This is a genomic window from Bordetella sputigena (assembly GCF_965137885.1).
GTDB classification, from domain to species: domain Bacteria; phylum Pseudomonadota; class Gammaproteobacteria; order Burkholderiales; family Burkholderiaceae_B; genus Bordetella_C; species Bordetella_C sputigena.
The window spans coordinates 83,305-97,953 of sequence record NZ_CBCSCA010000001.1 but is presented as its reverse complement, the minus strand read 5'-3'; the positions used below and the strand labels follow the sequence as shown (position 1 = coordinate 97,953).

Annotated in this window: 13 protein-coding genes and 4 tRNA genes; 1 reads left to right on the top strand and 16 read right to left on the bottom strand. The window is 64.2% G+C overall.

What is annotated here, in order from left to right; translation table 11 throughout:
• Positions 1-57 precede the first annotated feature (57 nt).
• The 10 genes from nusG to ACNA0R_RS00420 all read right to left on the bottom strand — a co-directional run bounded on the left by nusG (position 58) and on the right by ACNA0R_RS00420 (position 7,368).
• Entirely contained in the window at positions 58-591 is a 534-nt protein-coding gene (gene nusG / locus ACNA0R_RS00465; protein WP_086059100.1) for a transcription termination/antitermination protein NusG, read from the bottom strand.
• A gap of 10 nt (positions 592-601) precedes the next feature.
• Positions 602-982 carry a preprotein translocase subunit SecE gene (secE, locus tag ACNA0R_RS00460; RefSeq protein ID WP_415823936.1) on the bottom strand — a complete coding sequence of 127 codons (381 nt, stop codon included), beginning with the start codon at positions 980-982 and terminating at the stop codon, positions 602-604.
• Positions 983-1,054: 72 nt separating this feature from the next.
• Positions 1,055-1,130: transfer RNA gene (locus ACNA0R_RS00455), tRNA-Trp, on the bottom strand.
• A 299-nt stretch (positions 1,131-1,429) separates the two neighbouring features.
• On the bottom strand, positions 1,430-2,620 hold the full coding sequence (gene tuf / locus ACNA0R_RS00450) for an elongation factor Tu (protein ID WP_066357411.1): 1,191 nt from the start codon (positions 2,618-2,620) through the stop codon (positions 1,430-1,432).
• A 51-nt stretch (positions 2,621-2,671) separates the two neighbouring features.
• Positions 2,672-2,746 (bottom strand) — tRNA-Thr (locus tag ACNA0R_RS00445).
• A 61-nt stretch (positions 2,747-2,807) separates the two neighbouring features.
• Positions 2,808-2,881 (bottom strand) — tRNA-Gly (locus ACNA0R_RS00440).
• A gap of 260 nt (positions 2,882-3,141) precedes the next feature.
• A tRNA-Tyr gene (locus ACNA0R_RS00435) sits at positions 3,142-3,228 on the bottom strand.
• Positions 3,229-3,316: 88 nt separating this feature from the next.
• Complete coding sequence (locus ACNA0R_RS00430; protein ID WP_415823935.1) at positions 3,317-4,507, bottom strand: iron-containing alcohol dehydrogenase; 1,191 nt, start codon at positions 4,505-4,507, stop codon at positions 3,317-3,319.
• A gap of 68 nt (positions 4,508-4,575) precedes the next feature.
• Entirely contained in the window at positions 4,576-5,964 is a 1,389-nt protein-coding gene (locus ACNA0R_RS00425; protein ID WP_415823934.1) for an aldehyde dehydrogenase family protein, read from the bottom strand.
• 18 nt (positions 5,965-5,982) lie between these two features.
• Positions 5,983-7,368, bottom strand: coding sequence for a glutamine synthetase family protein (locus tag ACNA0R_RS00420; protein ID WP_415823933.1), 1,386 nt, complete (start codon positions 7,366-7,368; stop codon positions 5,983-5,985).
• 184 nt (positions 7,369-7,552) lie between these two features.
• Between ACNA0R_RS00420 and ACNA0R_RS00415 the strand changes: the two genes are divergently transcribed.
• Positions 7,553-8,338, top strand: coding sequence for a DeoR/GlpR family DNA-binding transcription regulator (locus ACNA0R_RS00415; RefSeq protein ID WP_415823932.1), 786 nt, complete (start codon positions 7,553-7,555; stop codon positions 8,336-8,338).
• Between the two features lie 13 nt (positions 8,339-8,351).
• Here the strand turns inward: ACNA0R_RS00415 and ACNA0R_RS00410 are convergent, their stop codons facing one another.
• From ACNA0R_RS00410 to mnmG, 6 genes are read right to left on the bottom strand one after another with little or no spacing between them, the layout of a single operon-like run.
• Positions 8,352-9,398 carry an asparaginase gene (locus ACNA0R_RS00410; RefSeq protein ID WP_415823931.1) on the bottom strand — a complete coding sequence of 349 codons (1,047 nt, stop codon included), beginning with the start codon at positions 9,396-9,398 and terminating at the stop codon, positions 8,352-8,354.
• The gene (locus tag ACNA0R_RS00405) at positions 9,391-10,308 is read right to left on the bottom strand and encodes a ParB/RepB/Spo0J family partition protein (protein WP_415823930.1); all 918 of its coding nucleotides are present in this window, start codon (positions 10,306-10,308) and stop codon (positions 9,391-9,393) included. The genes ACNA0R_RS00410 and ACNA0R_RS00405 overlap by 8 nt, the downstream gene beginning before the upstream one ends.
• Positions 10,309-10,341: 33 nt before the next feature.
• Entirely contained in the window at positions 10,342-11,154 is an 813-nt protein-coding gene (locus tag ACNA0R_RS00400; RefSeq protein WP_415823929.1) for a GNAT family N-acetyltransferase, read from the bottom strand.
• A 4-nt stretch (positions 11,155-11,158) separates the two neighbouring features.
• Entirely contained in the window at positions 11,159-11,959 is an 801-nt protein-coding gene (locus tag ACNA0R_RS00395; RefSeq protein WP_415823928.1) for a ParA family protein, read from the bottom strand.
• The gene (gene rsmG, locus ACNA0R_RS00390) at positions 11,956-12,648 is read right to left on the bottom strand and encodes a 16S rRNA (guanine(527)-N(7))-methyltransferase RsmG (RefSeq protein WP_415823927.1); all 693 of its coding nucleotides are present in this window, start codon (positions 12,646-12,648) and stop codon (positions 11,956-11,958) included. Before rsmG ends, ACNA0R_RS00395 begins: the two co-directional genes overlap by 4 nt.
• Positions 12,645-14,561, bottom strand: a complete 1,917-nt coding sequence (mnmG, locus tag ACNA0R_RS00385; protein ID WP_415823926.1) for a tRNA uridine-5-carboxymethylaminomethyl(34) synthesis enzyme MnmG — start codon at positions 14,559-14,561, stop codon at positions 12,645-12,647. Before mnmG ends, rsmG begins: the two co-directional genes overlap by 4 nt.
• Positions 14,562-14,649 lie beyond the last annotated feature (88 nt).

The window sequence follows — 14,649 nt, the reverse complement described above, 5'->3', positions numbered from 1 at the left end:
CAAACGCCCGCGGTCAACACGGGCTCCCCGGGGGATTGAGGGTTGAAACAATAAAGGTCAGGTCTTTTCGACCTGACTGAAATCCAGTTCGACAGGCGTGGCGCGGCCAAAAATGGTCACCGACACGCGCACCTTGCTCTTTTCGTAATTGACTTCTTCGACATTGCCGTTGAAGTCCGCGAAGGGGCCTTCCTTCACGCGCACCATCTCGCCCACTTCGAACAGAATCTTGGGCCGCGGCTTTTCGACGCCTTCTTCCATCTGGGAAAGAATCTTTTCGACTTCTTTCTCGGAGATGGGCGAAGGACGATTGCCCGAGCCACCCAGGAAGCCGGTGACGCGATTGGTGTTCTTGACCAGATGCCAGGTTTCGTCCGTCAGGTCCATTTCCACCAGGACGTAGCCCGGGAAAATCCGACGTTCCGAAATCGACTTCTGGCCGCCTTTCATCTCGACGACTTCTTCGGACGGCACCAGAATGCGCCCGAAAGAGGTCTGCAGGCCGGCCCGCTCGATGCGTTCGAGCAGCGCCTTGTGCACGCTTTTTTCCATGCCGGAATAAACATGGACGACGTACCAACGTTTGCTCATGTGCCGTCCCTTATTTCCAGCCCAGCAGCAGGCCGTAAATGATCCACTCGATGCCCTTGTCGAGCACCCACATGAAGATGCCCATGATGGCCACGAAGGCGAAAACGATACCCGTCATCTGGGTCGTTTCCTTGCGCGTGGGCCATGAGACGCGCTTGACTTCGTTGTAGGACTCGCTGGCGAAGCTGAGGGTGCGACGCCCCGGCTCGCTGAACCAGGCAATGACGGCCGCCAGGATCAGGCCACCGACGAATACCCCGATGCGAGCGGCCATGGGCTGCGCGCTCAACACCGAGAACCCAACGATTCCAGCAATGATGACGAGTACCGCCAGGGCAAGCTTCAACCGATCGGCGGTACTGGTTACGGTTTCGACGCTGGTATTAGACATTTTGCGCAGCAAGCCCGCCGTAGATGCGCAGCTTGCAAAGATTTCCGGCAGGCTGGGGAGAGGAAGGCGGGCTGGCAGGGGCAGTAGGAATCGAACCTACAACCTTCGGTTTTGGAGACCGACGCTCTGCCAATTGAGCTATACCCCTCTAGTCACGCGCCACTGTAGACATCCGCACGATGGTGACGGTTGCAACACAGCCAGCTAGAGACCCTGACCTTCACTTCGCCGTCTGGCTTACCGGTTTAGCTTTACCGAATTCGATCTCTCGATTTCGACCTCGGGTTTGGCTTCGGTTTGGCTTGTTCAGCCAAAACAGACCGGCGAACCAAAAACGAAGGATGGAACCTTGCGGAACCATCCATAATACTACTTTTTTCGCTGGCGTGTCCAGCGAATTTTCGGGGCTGGGAACACGAGATGCTCCCGGCCCCGCGGCGTCGAGAATTACTTGATGATCTTGGCAACCACGCCGGCGCCCACGGTACGGCCGCCTTCGCGGATCGCGAAGCGCAGGCCTTCTTCCATGGCGATCGGCGCCAGCAGCGCGACCTTCATCGACACGTTGTCGCCCGGCAGGACCATTTCCTTGTCCTTGGGCAGCTCGATCGTGCCCGTCACGTCCGTCGTACGGAAGTAGAACTGCGGACGATAGCCGTTGAAGAACGGCGTGTGACGGCCACCTTCTTCCTTGGACAGGATGTACACCTCGGCGTCGAAATCCGTGTGCGGCGTGATCGAGCCCGGCTTGGCCAGCACCTGGCCACGCTCGACTTCCTCACGCTTGGTGCCGCGCAGCAGAATACCCACGTTGTCACCGGCCTGGCCCTGGTCCAGCAGCTTGCGGAACATTTCCACGCCCGTGCAGGTCGTCTTCAGCGTCGGCTTGATACCGACGATTTCGATTTCCTCGCCAACCTTGATCACGCCACGCTCGATACGGCCGGTCACCACCGTGCCGCGACCCGAGATCGAGAACACGTCTTCCACCGGCATCAGGAACGTACCGTCGACCGCGCGCTCCGGCGTCGGGATGTACGTGTCCAGCGCTTCGGCCAGCTTCAGAATCGCCTGCTCGCCCAGCTCGCCCTTGTCGCCTTCCAGCGCCAGCTTGGCCGAACCCTTCACGATCGGCGTATCGTCGCCCGGGAAGTCGTACTTCGACAGCAGCTCCCGAACTTCCATTTCCACCAGCTCCAGCAGCTCGGCGTCATCCACCATGTCCGCCTTGTTCAGGAACACGATGATGTACGGCACGCCCACCTGGCGGCTCAGCAGAATGTGTTCGCGCGTCTGCGGCATCGGGCCGTCGGCGGCCGACACCACCAGGATCGCACCGTCCATCTGCGCCGCGCCCGTGATCATGTTCTTCACATAGTCAGCGTGGCCCGGGCAGTCAACGTGCGCGTAGTGACGCGATTCCGTCTCGTATTCCACGTGCGCCGTGTTGATCGTGATACCGCGCGCCTTCTCTTCCGGCGCCGCGTCGATCTGGTCGTACGCCTTCGCTTCGCCGCCGAACTTGTTCGACAGCACCGTCGTGATCGCCGCCGTCAACGTCGTTTTGCCGTGGTCCACGTGACCGATCGTACCCACGTTCACGTGCGGCTTGGTACGTTCAAACTTGCCTTTTGCCATGGCTGACTCCTGACTGGATGTGCGGATCTGACTAAAGTGAAGACAAATGCGTGGTGCCCATGACGCGGATCGAACGCGTGACCTCTCCCTTACCAAGGGAGTGCTCTACCACTGAGCCACATGGGCGATAAAAACTGGTCCTGCAAATGCGCGGCCGAACTGCAAGAACCGCGCACCGTAAAAAACCTGGAGCGGGTGAAGGGAATCGAACCCTCGTCGTAAGCTTGGAAGGCTTCTGCTCTACCATTGAGCTACACCCGCGGCGTACCGTTTCCCAACCTGCTCCCCGCTGAAACACCAGACCGCCGCGACTTGCGCGCACCTGCCAGCCGATGTGTAACGACGCCCCCCAGACACTGCAAATCCAGGCAGACTTCGCCTGGATTTTCCGGAGCCGCCTGTATCGCCGGAGCCGACATCGGCTCTGGGCCAGGCACATGAGAATCGCGTTACACGCGCCGGGCTGACAACGCCCGACTGACTATCACAGGCGATTTGCCGATCCTTGATCGCGCGGTCTCTGGTGGAGGGGATTGGATTCGAACCAATGTAGGCGCAAGGCCAACAGATTTACAGTCTGCCCCCTTTAACCACTCGGGCACCCCTCCAGCGGAGAACTTGAAATTATGGTGACTTTCGGCGCGGGTGTCAAATCGCTCGCGGCAAGAAACGGGCCAGGATGCGGAAGGCGGGCCCTCATGCCGCCATGGGGGCGCCCTTCTCATCCAGGCGGCCGGCGACCGCCGCTCGAAACAGGGCGGCGTACTGGCCCGCGTCCAGGCGAACCGGATTGGTAGCGGCCGAAGGATCCGCCGCGGCCATGCGCCCCACCCGCTCCGCCTCGTGGTCGTCCAGCCCGATTTCGGACAGTGCGTGCGGGATGCCGAGGCGCTCCCGCAGCGAAAGGATCCAGGCCTGCACGCCTTCGGCCGATGCCGCCGGCAGTGCCAGATAGCGCGCCAGGGCGGCCAGCGGCGCGCGGATGGCATGGGCGTTGGCCTGGACGACGTACGGCATCAGGATCGCGTTGAGCAGCCCATGATGCGCGTCGTACAGCGCGCCCAGGGGATGGGCCAGGGCATGCATGGCGCCCAGGCCGCGCTGGAATGCGGTGGCGCCCATGCAGGAAGCCACCAGCATGTGGTGGCGCGCGGCGAGATCTTCACCATCGGCGACCGCGCGCGGCAGATGATGATGGATCAGGCGCATACCCTCCAGCGCGATGCCGGCGGCCATCGGGTGGTACATCGGCGAACAGTAGGCCTCCAGGCAATGGGACAAGGCGTCCATGCCGGTCGCCGCGGTCACCTTGGCAGGCAGCCCGGTCGTGAGCTCGGCGTCGAGGATGACCGCGCCGGGCATCATGCGGGGATGAAATATCAGGCGTTTGAGCCGGGCTTCCTCGTCCGTGATGACGGCGACGCGGCCTACTTCGGAACCCGTGCCCGCGGTCGTGGGCACGGCCACGACGGGCACCATGCCATCCACCTTGACGCGCTGGTAGTTGTCGCCTTCATCCTCGAAATCCCATAGCGGGCGGTCCTGTCCGGCCATCAGCGCGACGGCCTTGCCCGCATCCAGCGCCGAGCCGCCACCGAAAGCGATGACCCCGTCATGGCCGCCGCTACGGAACGCCTTCACCCCGGCGTCGACATTGCGTCCGGTGGGGTTGCCTTTGATGTCGTGGAACACGCCGCACCGCAGGCCCGCATCCGCACAGGCCGCGCGCACGCGCTCCAGCATGGGCAACGCGGCGATGCCAGGATCGGTGACGATCAGCGGGCTGCGCATGCCCAGCCCGGAACACAGCTGGGGCAACTCGGCGATACGTCCCGGGCCGGCCTTGATCGCCGTCGGGTAATTCCAGTTCACGTGGGGCAGATCCATGGTTGACCTCTCGTGCCGATGGCGCGCTCATGCGGGCATCGGCATATGGCGCGGGGAGTTGGCGCGCTTCAAAGCGCGCGCAGGTGAAACGATTTGGGTTGCGTCAATTGCTCATAGCCCAGCCGCGACAGCGACACGCCGCGGCCGCTGTCCTTGACGCCGGTCCAGGCCAGGCCGGGGTCCAGGTAATCGCAGCGATTCATGAAGATGGTGCCCGCCTGCACCTGCCGGCCGATGGCCACCGCGGCATCGCGATCGCGCGTGTATATCGCGGCGGTCAGCCCGTAATCGCTGTCATTCATCAACGCTACGGCGTCTTCGTCGCTGTCCACCGGCATGACGCCGACGACGGGGCCGAAGCATTCTTCGCGCATCACGCGCATCGTATGGTCGACGTCGGTCAGCACAGCGGGCGCGACATAAGCGGTGTCCTCGCGCGCGGCAGGGAAGTAGGCCGGATCGGCCACATTGCGTGCGCCCATGGCCAGCGCTTCGGCGATCACTTCGCGCACCGACGCCGCGGCGGACCGGCGCACGACCGGACCCAGCGTGGTTTCCGCCATGCGCGGATCGCCCAGTACATAGCGGTTCGTCAGATCGGCCGCCTGCTCGACAAAAGCCTGGTACAAGCGCCGCGCGACGTAGACGCGCTGTATGCCGCAACACGATTGCCCGGCATTGAAGAAAGCGCCATCGACCAGCGATTCCACGGCGGCTTCGATGTCGGCATCGCCGCGCACATAAGCGGCGTCATTGCCGCCGAGCTCCAGGCCCACGCCGATGAAGCGGCCACAGGCGCTCTCTTCCACCGCCCGGCCGCCGCGCACCGATCCCGTGAAGGACACGAAGCGGACGGCCGGCGCGCGCACCAGCCGCTGCGTGGTGTCGTGGTCGGCATGCACATACGCGAAGAGGCCTTCAGGCAGGTCCGCATGCGCAAAGGCCTGCTGCAACAGCTCCGCGCACAGCGGCGTCTGGTCGGAGTGCTTCAGCACCACCGCATTGCCCGCCATAAGGGCGGGAACGATGCTGTTGACGGCCGTGAGCAAGGGATAGTTCCAGGGCGCGATGGTCAGGGTCACGCCCAAAGGCTCACGGCGGATGAAGCGATCGTGTTCGGTGCCCGCCTCCGCGGCGATGGGTTGCAGGGCGTCCGCCGCGATGGCGATCATATGGCGGGCGCGCTGCGCGAAGCCGTCCACTTCCGACGGCGCATGTCGCGCGGGCCGGCCCATTTGCAAGGTAATCGCCTGCGCGATGTCCTGCCTGGCGACAAGGACGTGGTCGACGGCGGCGCTCAGCAGGCGCGCCCGTTCCGCCAGATCCGTATCGCGCCATCGTCTTTGCGCTGCCTGCGCATCTTGCAGGGTGCGCTGTATCTGGGATTCCGTGGCATAAGGCCTGCATACCACTTCGCGGCCGTCGATGGGGCTGATGGTGATAAGTTCGCTGGACATGCCTGCGGCTCCATGGGCCTAGATGATTTCGAAATACCGGGCAAGCTCCCAGTCCGTGACATGACGCCGGAACATGCGTTCTTCCCATTCGCGCGTGGCCGCGTAGTGCTCGACGAAGGCATCGCCGAAGCAGGCGCGCGCCGCCTCGGATTGCTTCAGCCGTTGCGCGGCTTCCCACAGCGTCGTGGGCAGCTTCAGCGCGTCGGGAAACTGCCGTTCATAAGCATTGCCCGTTACGGGCGCCTCGGCCTGCAATTGCAGTTCGACGCCGCGCAAGCCGGATGCGAGCGCCGCGGCCAGGGCCAGATACGGATTGGCGTCGGCCGCGCCGATACGTACTTCCACGCGCTGCGATTTGTCGCTGCCCGGAATCACGCGCAATGCCGTCGTGCGGTTTTCGATGCCCCAGGTCGCGTCCAGCGGCGCCCAGAATCCCGGTACCAAGCGCGAGTAGCTGTTGATGGTCGGCGCATACATCGCCATGAACTCCGGCAGATAGCGCTGCAGGCCCGCGACAAAGGCGCTTTGCGTGGCGCTCATGCCATGCGGATGCGTGCCATCGTGGAACGCCGACTTGCCGGTGACACGGTCACGCAGCGAAAGATGGATATGTCCGCTCTGCCCCGAATGATGATGCGACCACTTGGCCATGAACGTCGCCATCAGCCCGTTCTGCTGGGCCAGCGCCTTGGTGAAGGTCTTGAACAGAAAGCCCTTGTCCGCCGCGGCCGCCGCACGATCCACGGCGAGGGCGGCTTCCAGCACCCCCGGTCCTGTTTCCGTATGCAGGCCTTCGATGGGCATGTCCATGCGTTCGGACAGATCGAGCAACTGGCGATAGAAATCGCTGTTGACCGTGCTGCGGAGCATGGAATAGCCGAAGTTGCCCGGCGTCCAGGTCTGCAGGTCGCGATAACCTTTTTCACGCGCGGACTGCGGCGTTTCCCGGAACATGAAGAACTCGTATTCCAGCGCCGCATAGGGCTCATAGCCCATGTCTTCGGCGCGCTGGATGACCCGCTGCAGCAGTTGGCGTGGACAGACTTCCGCGGCGGATCCGGTGAAGTCCGCCAGAAACAGCAGCATGTCCTGTCCGGCGGGACCCTTTTCCAATGGCACCCGTCGGCAGCTTGCCGGATCGATGCGCATCTGGGCATCGGGATAGGCGGTATGCCACCCGGTGTAGCGGCCATTGTCGTAAAGCTGGTCGTCGACGTCCCAGCCGAACACGACATCGCAGAACGCCAGGCCGGAGTTCAGCGCCGACAGGAATTTTTCCTTGCGCAGATACTTGCCGAGCATGACGCCGTCGATGTCGGACAGGCCTACTTTGATGTGCGTCAGAGCGCTGGACTGGATCAGCCGCGCGGCATCGTCCGCGGTTCTTACCCCTTCTGCCTGCATGGTGCGACCATCCTTGGCTGAGTCAAAACCGTAAGCGTCGCGGCGCCGGCGTGGTACTTGTGTGGCCTTGTGTGAAGCTTTGTGTGTGGCCTTGTCCGTGCCTGTGAGCGGCCTGCGGCTCGCGCGCGTCTTGCAATCGAGTCTAGACACCTTGGCGCAAGTTTGCAAACATAGCCGCGGCGCAATGAAGCGGGTCATCATGTGGCAGGAAGAACGGTATCAGCGTATACGCAAAATGCTTGAAGCCATGCGCAGTGTGTCGACGGACCGCATCGTCGACGAACTGGGCGTATCGCGCGAAACCGTGCGGCGCGATCTGATCGCGCTGGAGGCCCTGGGCGCGCTGCGCCGTTCGCATGGCGGCGCGGTACTTCCGGAAGCCGGGCCGGCGGCCATGGGTACGCGTCCACCGGACGGCCGCCATGCGCGCAATATCGCCCGCGCGGCGGTCGCCAGGCTGTCCAACGACCTGACGGTATATATGGAGGCAGGCCTCATGGCGACGCATCTGGCCGACGCGCTGAGCGCCCTGCACGGCATTACGCTGATCACCAATTCCTTCGAGGCGGCCACGCGCGTCGCCACCAGCGACGAGCACGCGGCGCATGGCAACCGCGTATTCGTGCTGGGCGGCGCGGTACGCGCGCCACTGGCGGGGACGCAGGGGGATCGCGCTATCGCGGAAATCCACCGTTACACGGCCGACGCCGCCCTGCTCTTCCCTACCGGTTTCGATGCCCGCCATGGCGCCACCCATGCCGACCTGGCGCACGCCGAACTCGGACGCGCGATGGCGGCCAACGCCAGCCGCATCATGGTGATTGCGGACGACGCCAGCATCGCGGTCAACGCGCGGGCGTCCTATTGCGCGGCGGATCGCGTGGCCGTCCTGATCACGAATCGGAAATCCGAGGCCAAGGAAGGCTACGACATGCTTGCAGGCGCTGTCGGCAGCGTTGTGCTGGCGTGACGCTGTTCGGCCGTCAGGCGGTTTCGAAGCAGCGGCACAATGCCGCGCGGTCCATGCCGGACATCAGCGCCAGCGTCAGCAGGACGCGGGCTTTCTCGGGATTCAGGTCGCCCGCGGCAATGAAGCCCGAGGCGTCGTCGTTGACTTCGACATTGCGGGCCACGCGGCCACGCCGCGTACGAGACGCGCGTACGACCGCGACACCACGCGCGGCGGCCTTGGCCAGCGCCTGCAGTGCCGGTGCGTTGGCATTGCCGTCGCCCACGCCGGCCAGCACCAGACCCTGGTAGCGCTCGGCCATGAAGTCGATCAGGTCCGCCTGCATATCGGCATGCGCGTAGACGATGCCCACGCGCGGCCATAGTGCCGGTGCGGGCAAATCCGCGGCGCGCCAAGGCGCGTGTTCTTGCGGCGGGGTTGTATCCCGCAGGGACGTCATTTCCTGCGGAGACGCCGCGAGATCACGATGGAACCAGGGGCGGCCCGCCTGCATGACCCCGGCGGGCCCGCGATCCGGCGACGCGAACGCGGCCAGGCCGGCGGCCGCGACTTTCTGCACGCCGCGCGCTTCATGGATGTCTTCATTCATCACCACCAGCGCGCCGCGTCCGCGCGCCTGCTCGTGCCCGGCCAGGGTCACCGCGGCGTACAGATTGGCCGGGCCATCGGCGCCCAGCGCGGTCGCCGGACGCATGGCGCCGGTCAGCACGAGCGGTTTGCCCGGAGGAATGACGAGATCCAGAAAATACGCGGTTTCTTCAAGTGTGTCGGTGCCATGCGTGACCACGATGCCGTCGACCTCAGGATCGGCGCCCAGCGCGGCTATGCGCACCGCGAGCGCGTGCCAGACGGCGTGATTCATATCCTGGCTGCCCACGTTGGCGATCTGCTCGGCGCGCAGGTCGGCGATCCCGGCCAGGGCGGGCACGGCCGCCAATAAGGTAGCGATGTCGTAAGCCCCGGCAACGTAACCCACGCCCTGCTGCGGCGTTTGCGCGCCGGCGATGGTCCCGCCCGTGGCCAGCACCGCGATGACCGGTAGCCGCCCGCGATCAGGCATTGTCCAGGACCCCCGCCAGGCCCTGCTTTTCCAGCAGGGCGTTGAGATGATCCCAACCGTGGAAATCGATGACGATCTGGCCCCGCTCACGCGCGCCTATCTTCAGGCTGACGCGGGTACCCAGGAAGTCCGATATCGCTTCTTCCAGGCGGGCGACGTCGCGTGAATTGCCTACGTTCTTTTTGCGCGAGACGGGCTCGGATTCCTTTGCCGCCTTGGCAACGAGCTTCTCCGCGTCGCGCACGGACAACCGCTTGGCGATGACCTGGTTGGCGAGCTGTATCTGGGTCGCGCCGTCGACGGCCAGCAGCGCGCGCGCGTGGCCCATGTCGATATCGCCCGCCAGCAGCATGGTTTGCACCGCCGGCGCCAGGTTCAGCAGCCGCAGCAGGTTGCTGGTGGCGGAACGGGAGCGGCCGATGGACTGCGCGGCCTGCTCATGCGTCAGGCCGAACTCATCGAGCAGGCGCCGCACGCCCTGCGCTTCTTCCAGGGGGTTCAGGTCTTCGCGCTGGATGTTCTCGATCAGCGCCATGACCGCGGCGTTCTCGTCTGGCACCTCGCGCACCAGCACCGGAACTTCCTTCAGCCCCGCCAGTTGGGCCGCGCGAAAGCGCCGTTCACCGGCGATGATTTCATACTGGCCCATGGCGCCGTCGGTGAGCGGACGGACCAGGATGGGCTGCATGATGCCTTGCGTACGTATCGATTCCGCCAGCTCGTTCAGCGCGCCTTCATCCATGCGCGTGCGCGGCTGGTACTTGCCGGCACGCATCACCGTTACCGGCAGCACGTTGGGCGGTCCCTCCGCTTTCGGCGCGTTCTTGCCCAGCGTTTCTATGGCGGGCATGTCGGCGCCCAGCAAGGCGTCAAGTCCGCGCCCGAGTCCCTTTGGTTTTTTGGTGGCCATAACAAAATATTCCCAGCGTGCCGGTGGGGCCGCTCATGCGTGTTGATGCGTGCGGTACCAATACGTGTACCGGTCGGAGAAATCCAGCGATGCATAAAGCCGCCGCGCGGCAAAGTTACTTTGCTCGACCTGCAGATAGGCGCAGGCGGCGCCCGCGTCGCGAGCAACGTCGAACAGGCGATGCATGACCTGGCGTGCATAGCCGCGGCGCCGCATTCCTTCATCCACGGCCACGTCGAAGATTCCCGCCAGGTCGCCGTCAATGACCGCCATGCCGGTCGCCACGCAATGGCCGGCATCGTCGCGCGCCACCAGCCTGATGCAAGGCACCGCGATGGTGGCCAGACGACGCTGGTGTTCCGCCACATGTTCCGGCGCGGAACCGCGCAACGTCCCGGCGAGCTCCCCGAATTGGAAAGGGTCGGCCTGCTCGTATCGTAGCGTGCCCGGCGCGGCGGGGAACCGCTTCCCGCGCAGGGTGGCAACCATGACGACGTTCTCGCCGTATCGGTGCAATCCCCGCGCGCCCAGCTGCTCATCCAGGGTGGGGTCGAGGCTGGCGGACGTCAGCCGGAATATCAGCGGCAGCGACGCGCGCCGGTACAGATCGGCGCAGTACGCAAGCTTCTCTTCCAGGTCGCGATGCGGCGCGGCGATGACGTTGATGCTGCGCGCGCGCTTGGCGGCCGAAGGCGCCCATCGCACCAGCCAGCCATCGTAGAGCATTTGCTCGCGCACGGCCGTGGCGTTCAGCGCCGCTTCCTCTATGCGCAGCGCCAAGGCATCGAGGGTGTCGCGCGCCTTTGTGCTGGATTCGGATAACGGAATGGCGGCAGCATCGCGCACGGCTTCAATCCACCAAGGCCTGCACGCGCTCGATCATCTCCGCGCCGAAGGATATATAAGCCTGCGCGCCCCGCGAGGTCCGGTCGTACACGACACCGGGCATGCCATAACTGGGCGCTTCGGCAAGCCGCACGTTACGCGGCACCACCGTCGTGAAGACCTTGTCGCCGAAGTGCGCCTCAAGCTGCGCGGAAACCTGCTGCTGCAGTGTCATGCGCGGATCGAACATCACGCGCAGCAAGCCGATAACGCGCAGCTGCGGGTTGATGTTGCGGTGTACGCGCTTGATCGTGTTCACCAGATCGGACAGCCCTTCCAGGGCGAAGTACTCGCACTGCATCGGAATGATGACGCCGTGCGCGGCGGCAAGGCCGTTCAACGTAAGCAGCGATAAGGTGGGCGGGCAGTCGATCAGGATGAAGTCGTATTCCAGGGCCACCGTGTCCAGCGCGTTCCTGAGCTGGCGTTCGCGTTCTTCCATTTGCACCAGGTCGATCTCGGCGCCGGCCAGTTCGCGATTGGCGGGAAGTACGTCATAGCCGCCTACTTCGGACCGCACGCGCGCGTCGGCGATGGTCGTGTCGCCGATCAGCACCTCGTACAGATTCGATTGCAGTCCCGCCTTGTCGATGCCGCTGCCCATGGTAGCGTTGCCCTGCGGATCCAGGTCGACCAGCAATACGCGCTTGCCATGCGTGGCCAGGCCCGCCGCCAGATTGATGGCCGTGGTCGTCTTGCCGACACCGCCCTTCTGGTTCGCGATGCAGAAGACTCGGGCGGTTTTACTGGGCTCAGTTTGGTTCATGGATTTCCTTGACTACCTGCGCCAGCGCGGCGCATCCATATCAGGCATCGTTGCGCGTCGAGTTCGGGAACAGAAACCGGGTCGATACGAGTGACACGCCATTCCTGCTCGGCCTGCAACCGGTCGATTTCCTCATCCGGGACTTTCCCTTTCAGGGCCAGCAGGGTACCACCGGTGGCGACATGCTGTCCCGCAAGGCGTGCGAAGTCCTGCAGCGAGGCAAAAGCGCGCGACGTGACGACATCGCAGGCCCCTGGCGGCAACTGTTCCACCCTTTGGTGCAGGGTGGCCAGGTTGGGCAGCGCCAGCGCTCCGGACACCTGCCGGACGAAGGCGGTCTTTTTCTCAACCGCGTCGATGCAGGTGATCCGCCAGTCAGGCCGCATAATGGCCAGGACCACGCCGGGCAGGCCGGCGCCCGAGCCTACGTCGTACAGCTTGCCGTCCGCCGGCATCGCGCTGTCCAGCGGCGCGACCACCGCAAGGCTGTCGAAGATATGCTGCACCAGCATCTGCCCGGGGTCTCTGACCGCGGTCAGGTTGTAGGTGCGATTCCACCGCTGCAGCAATTGCAGATAGCCCAGCAGCTTGGCCGCCTGCTCGTCCGTGATCGCAAGGCCTAGCGCCGCGCAGGCCTGCCGAAGCCTGGCGTCGTACGCTGCCTGCGTCGATACCTGCGCCGGCGTCATGCGGCGCGTTTGCGCGAGCCGTAGTGCAGGCGCTTCAGATGGATAAGCAGCAGGGAAATGGCGGCGGGCGTGACACCGGAGATCCGTGCGGCCTGCCCTATGGTTTCCGGCCGGTGCGTCTTGAGCTTCTGCCGTACCTCGAACGACAGGCTCAGCACGGCGTCATAGTCGAGATCGTCCGGCAAGCGCTGCGCTTCGTGCGCCATGTGCTTCTGCACCTCGTCCTGCTGGCGGGCGATGTAGCCGGCATACTTCACCTGGATCTCTACCTGCTGGGCAGCGTCCTCATCCGCGAGTCCCGGTCCCGCCACCGGCGATCCATCGGGCAGCGTGGCCGTCATGAGACTTCGATAGTTCACGGTCGGACGCTTGAGCAGGTCTGATAGTGAGTACTCACGTTCGATCTGTTGTCCCAGGAGAGGCTCGGCCACTTCAGGCGGCAAACTTCTCGGCGTTACCCAGGTCGAGCGCAGCCGTTGAACCTCCGCTTCCACCGCGCCGCGTTTCCGCTGGAAAGCGTCCCAGCGAGCATCATCCACCAGGCCAAGCCTGCGGCCTGTTTCGGTCAAACGCATGTCCGCATTGTCCTCGCGCAAGCTGAGCCGATACTCGGCGCGCGAGGTGAACATGCGATAGGGTTCCGTGACGCCTCGGGTGATCAAGTCATCGACCAGCACGCCGAGATATGCCTCGTCGCGGCGGGGCGTCCATCCTTCCTTATCCTGTGCCGCCAGTGCGGCGTTCAGCCCGGCCAACAGGCCTTGGGCGGCCGCCTCTTCATATCCCGTGGTGCCGTTGATCTGGCCGGCGAAGTAAAGGCCCGCGATCGCCCGGGTTTCCAGAGTCGACTTCAATCCCCGGGGATCGAAGTAGTCATATTCGATCGCATAGCCGGGCCGCAGAATATGCGCGTTCTCCAACCCGGGCAGGGAATGGATCAATTCCAGCTGCACATCGAAAGGCAAGCTGGTGGACACACCGTTCGGGTAAACCTCGTGGGTATCCAGGCCTTCGGGCTCCAGGAAGACCTGGTGCGACGCCTTGTCGGCAAAACGATGAATCTTGTCTTCGATCGACGGGCAGTAACGAGGCCCGATGCCTTCGATCACGCCGCTGTACATGGGCGACCGGTCCAATCCGCCGCGAATGATGTCGTGTGTCCGCGCATTGGTATGGGTAATCCAGCAAGGCAGCTGCCGTGGATGCATCGCCGCCGAACCCATGAAGGAAAACACCGGGATGGGGTCGAGGTCTCCCGGCTGTTCCTCCAGGATGCTGTAGTCGATGGATCGCCCGTCGATACGGGGAGGCGTACCGGTCTTCAAACGGCCTTGGGGCAGCTTCAGTTCTTTCAGGCGTTGGCCCAGGGTAGTCGCCGGCGGATCACCCGCACGGCCGGCCGTGTAGTTCTGCAACCCGACATGGATCAGCCCGTTCAGGAACGTCCCGGCAGTCAGGACCACCTTGCGCGCGCGAAACCTCAGGCCGATCTGCGTCACGGCGCCAACCACGCGGTCGCCTTCCACCATCAGGTCATCGACGGCCTGCTGGAACAGCCAGAGGTTGGGCTGATTTTCCAGCCGCGAGCGGATAGCCCTGCGATAGAGGACACGATCCGCCTGGGCCCGTGTCGCCCGGACTGCCGGACCTTTGGAACCATTGAGAATACGGAACTGGATCCCCGCTTCGTCCGTGGCCAAGGCCATGGCACCGCCCAGGGCGTCGATTTCCTTTACCAAGTGCCCCTTGCCGATGCCGCCGATCGACGGATTGCAGGACATCTGGCCCAGGGTCTCGATATTGTGGGTCAGCAGGAGCGTCTTAGCGCCGATGCGGGCCGATGCCAATGCAGCTTCCGTGCCGGCGTGCCCACCACCCACCACTATGACGTCGAACTCGCGGGGATAATCCATGGTACTGATCAGGAGAAAGAGCTTTTAAGGCGCAATTATAGAGGCTGACGATGCTGCGAGTGTTTCACGTGAAACCTCCAGGGCAATC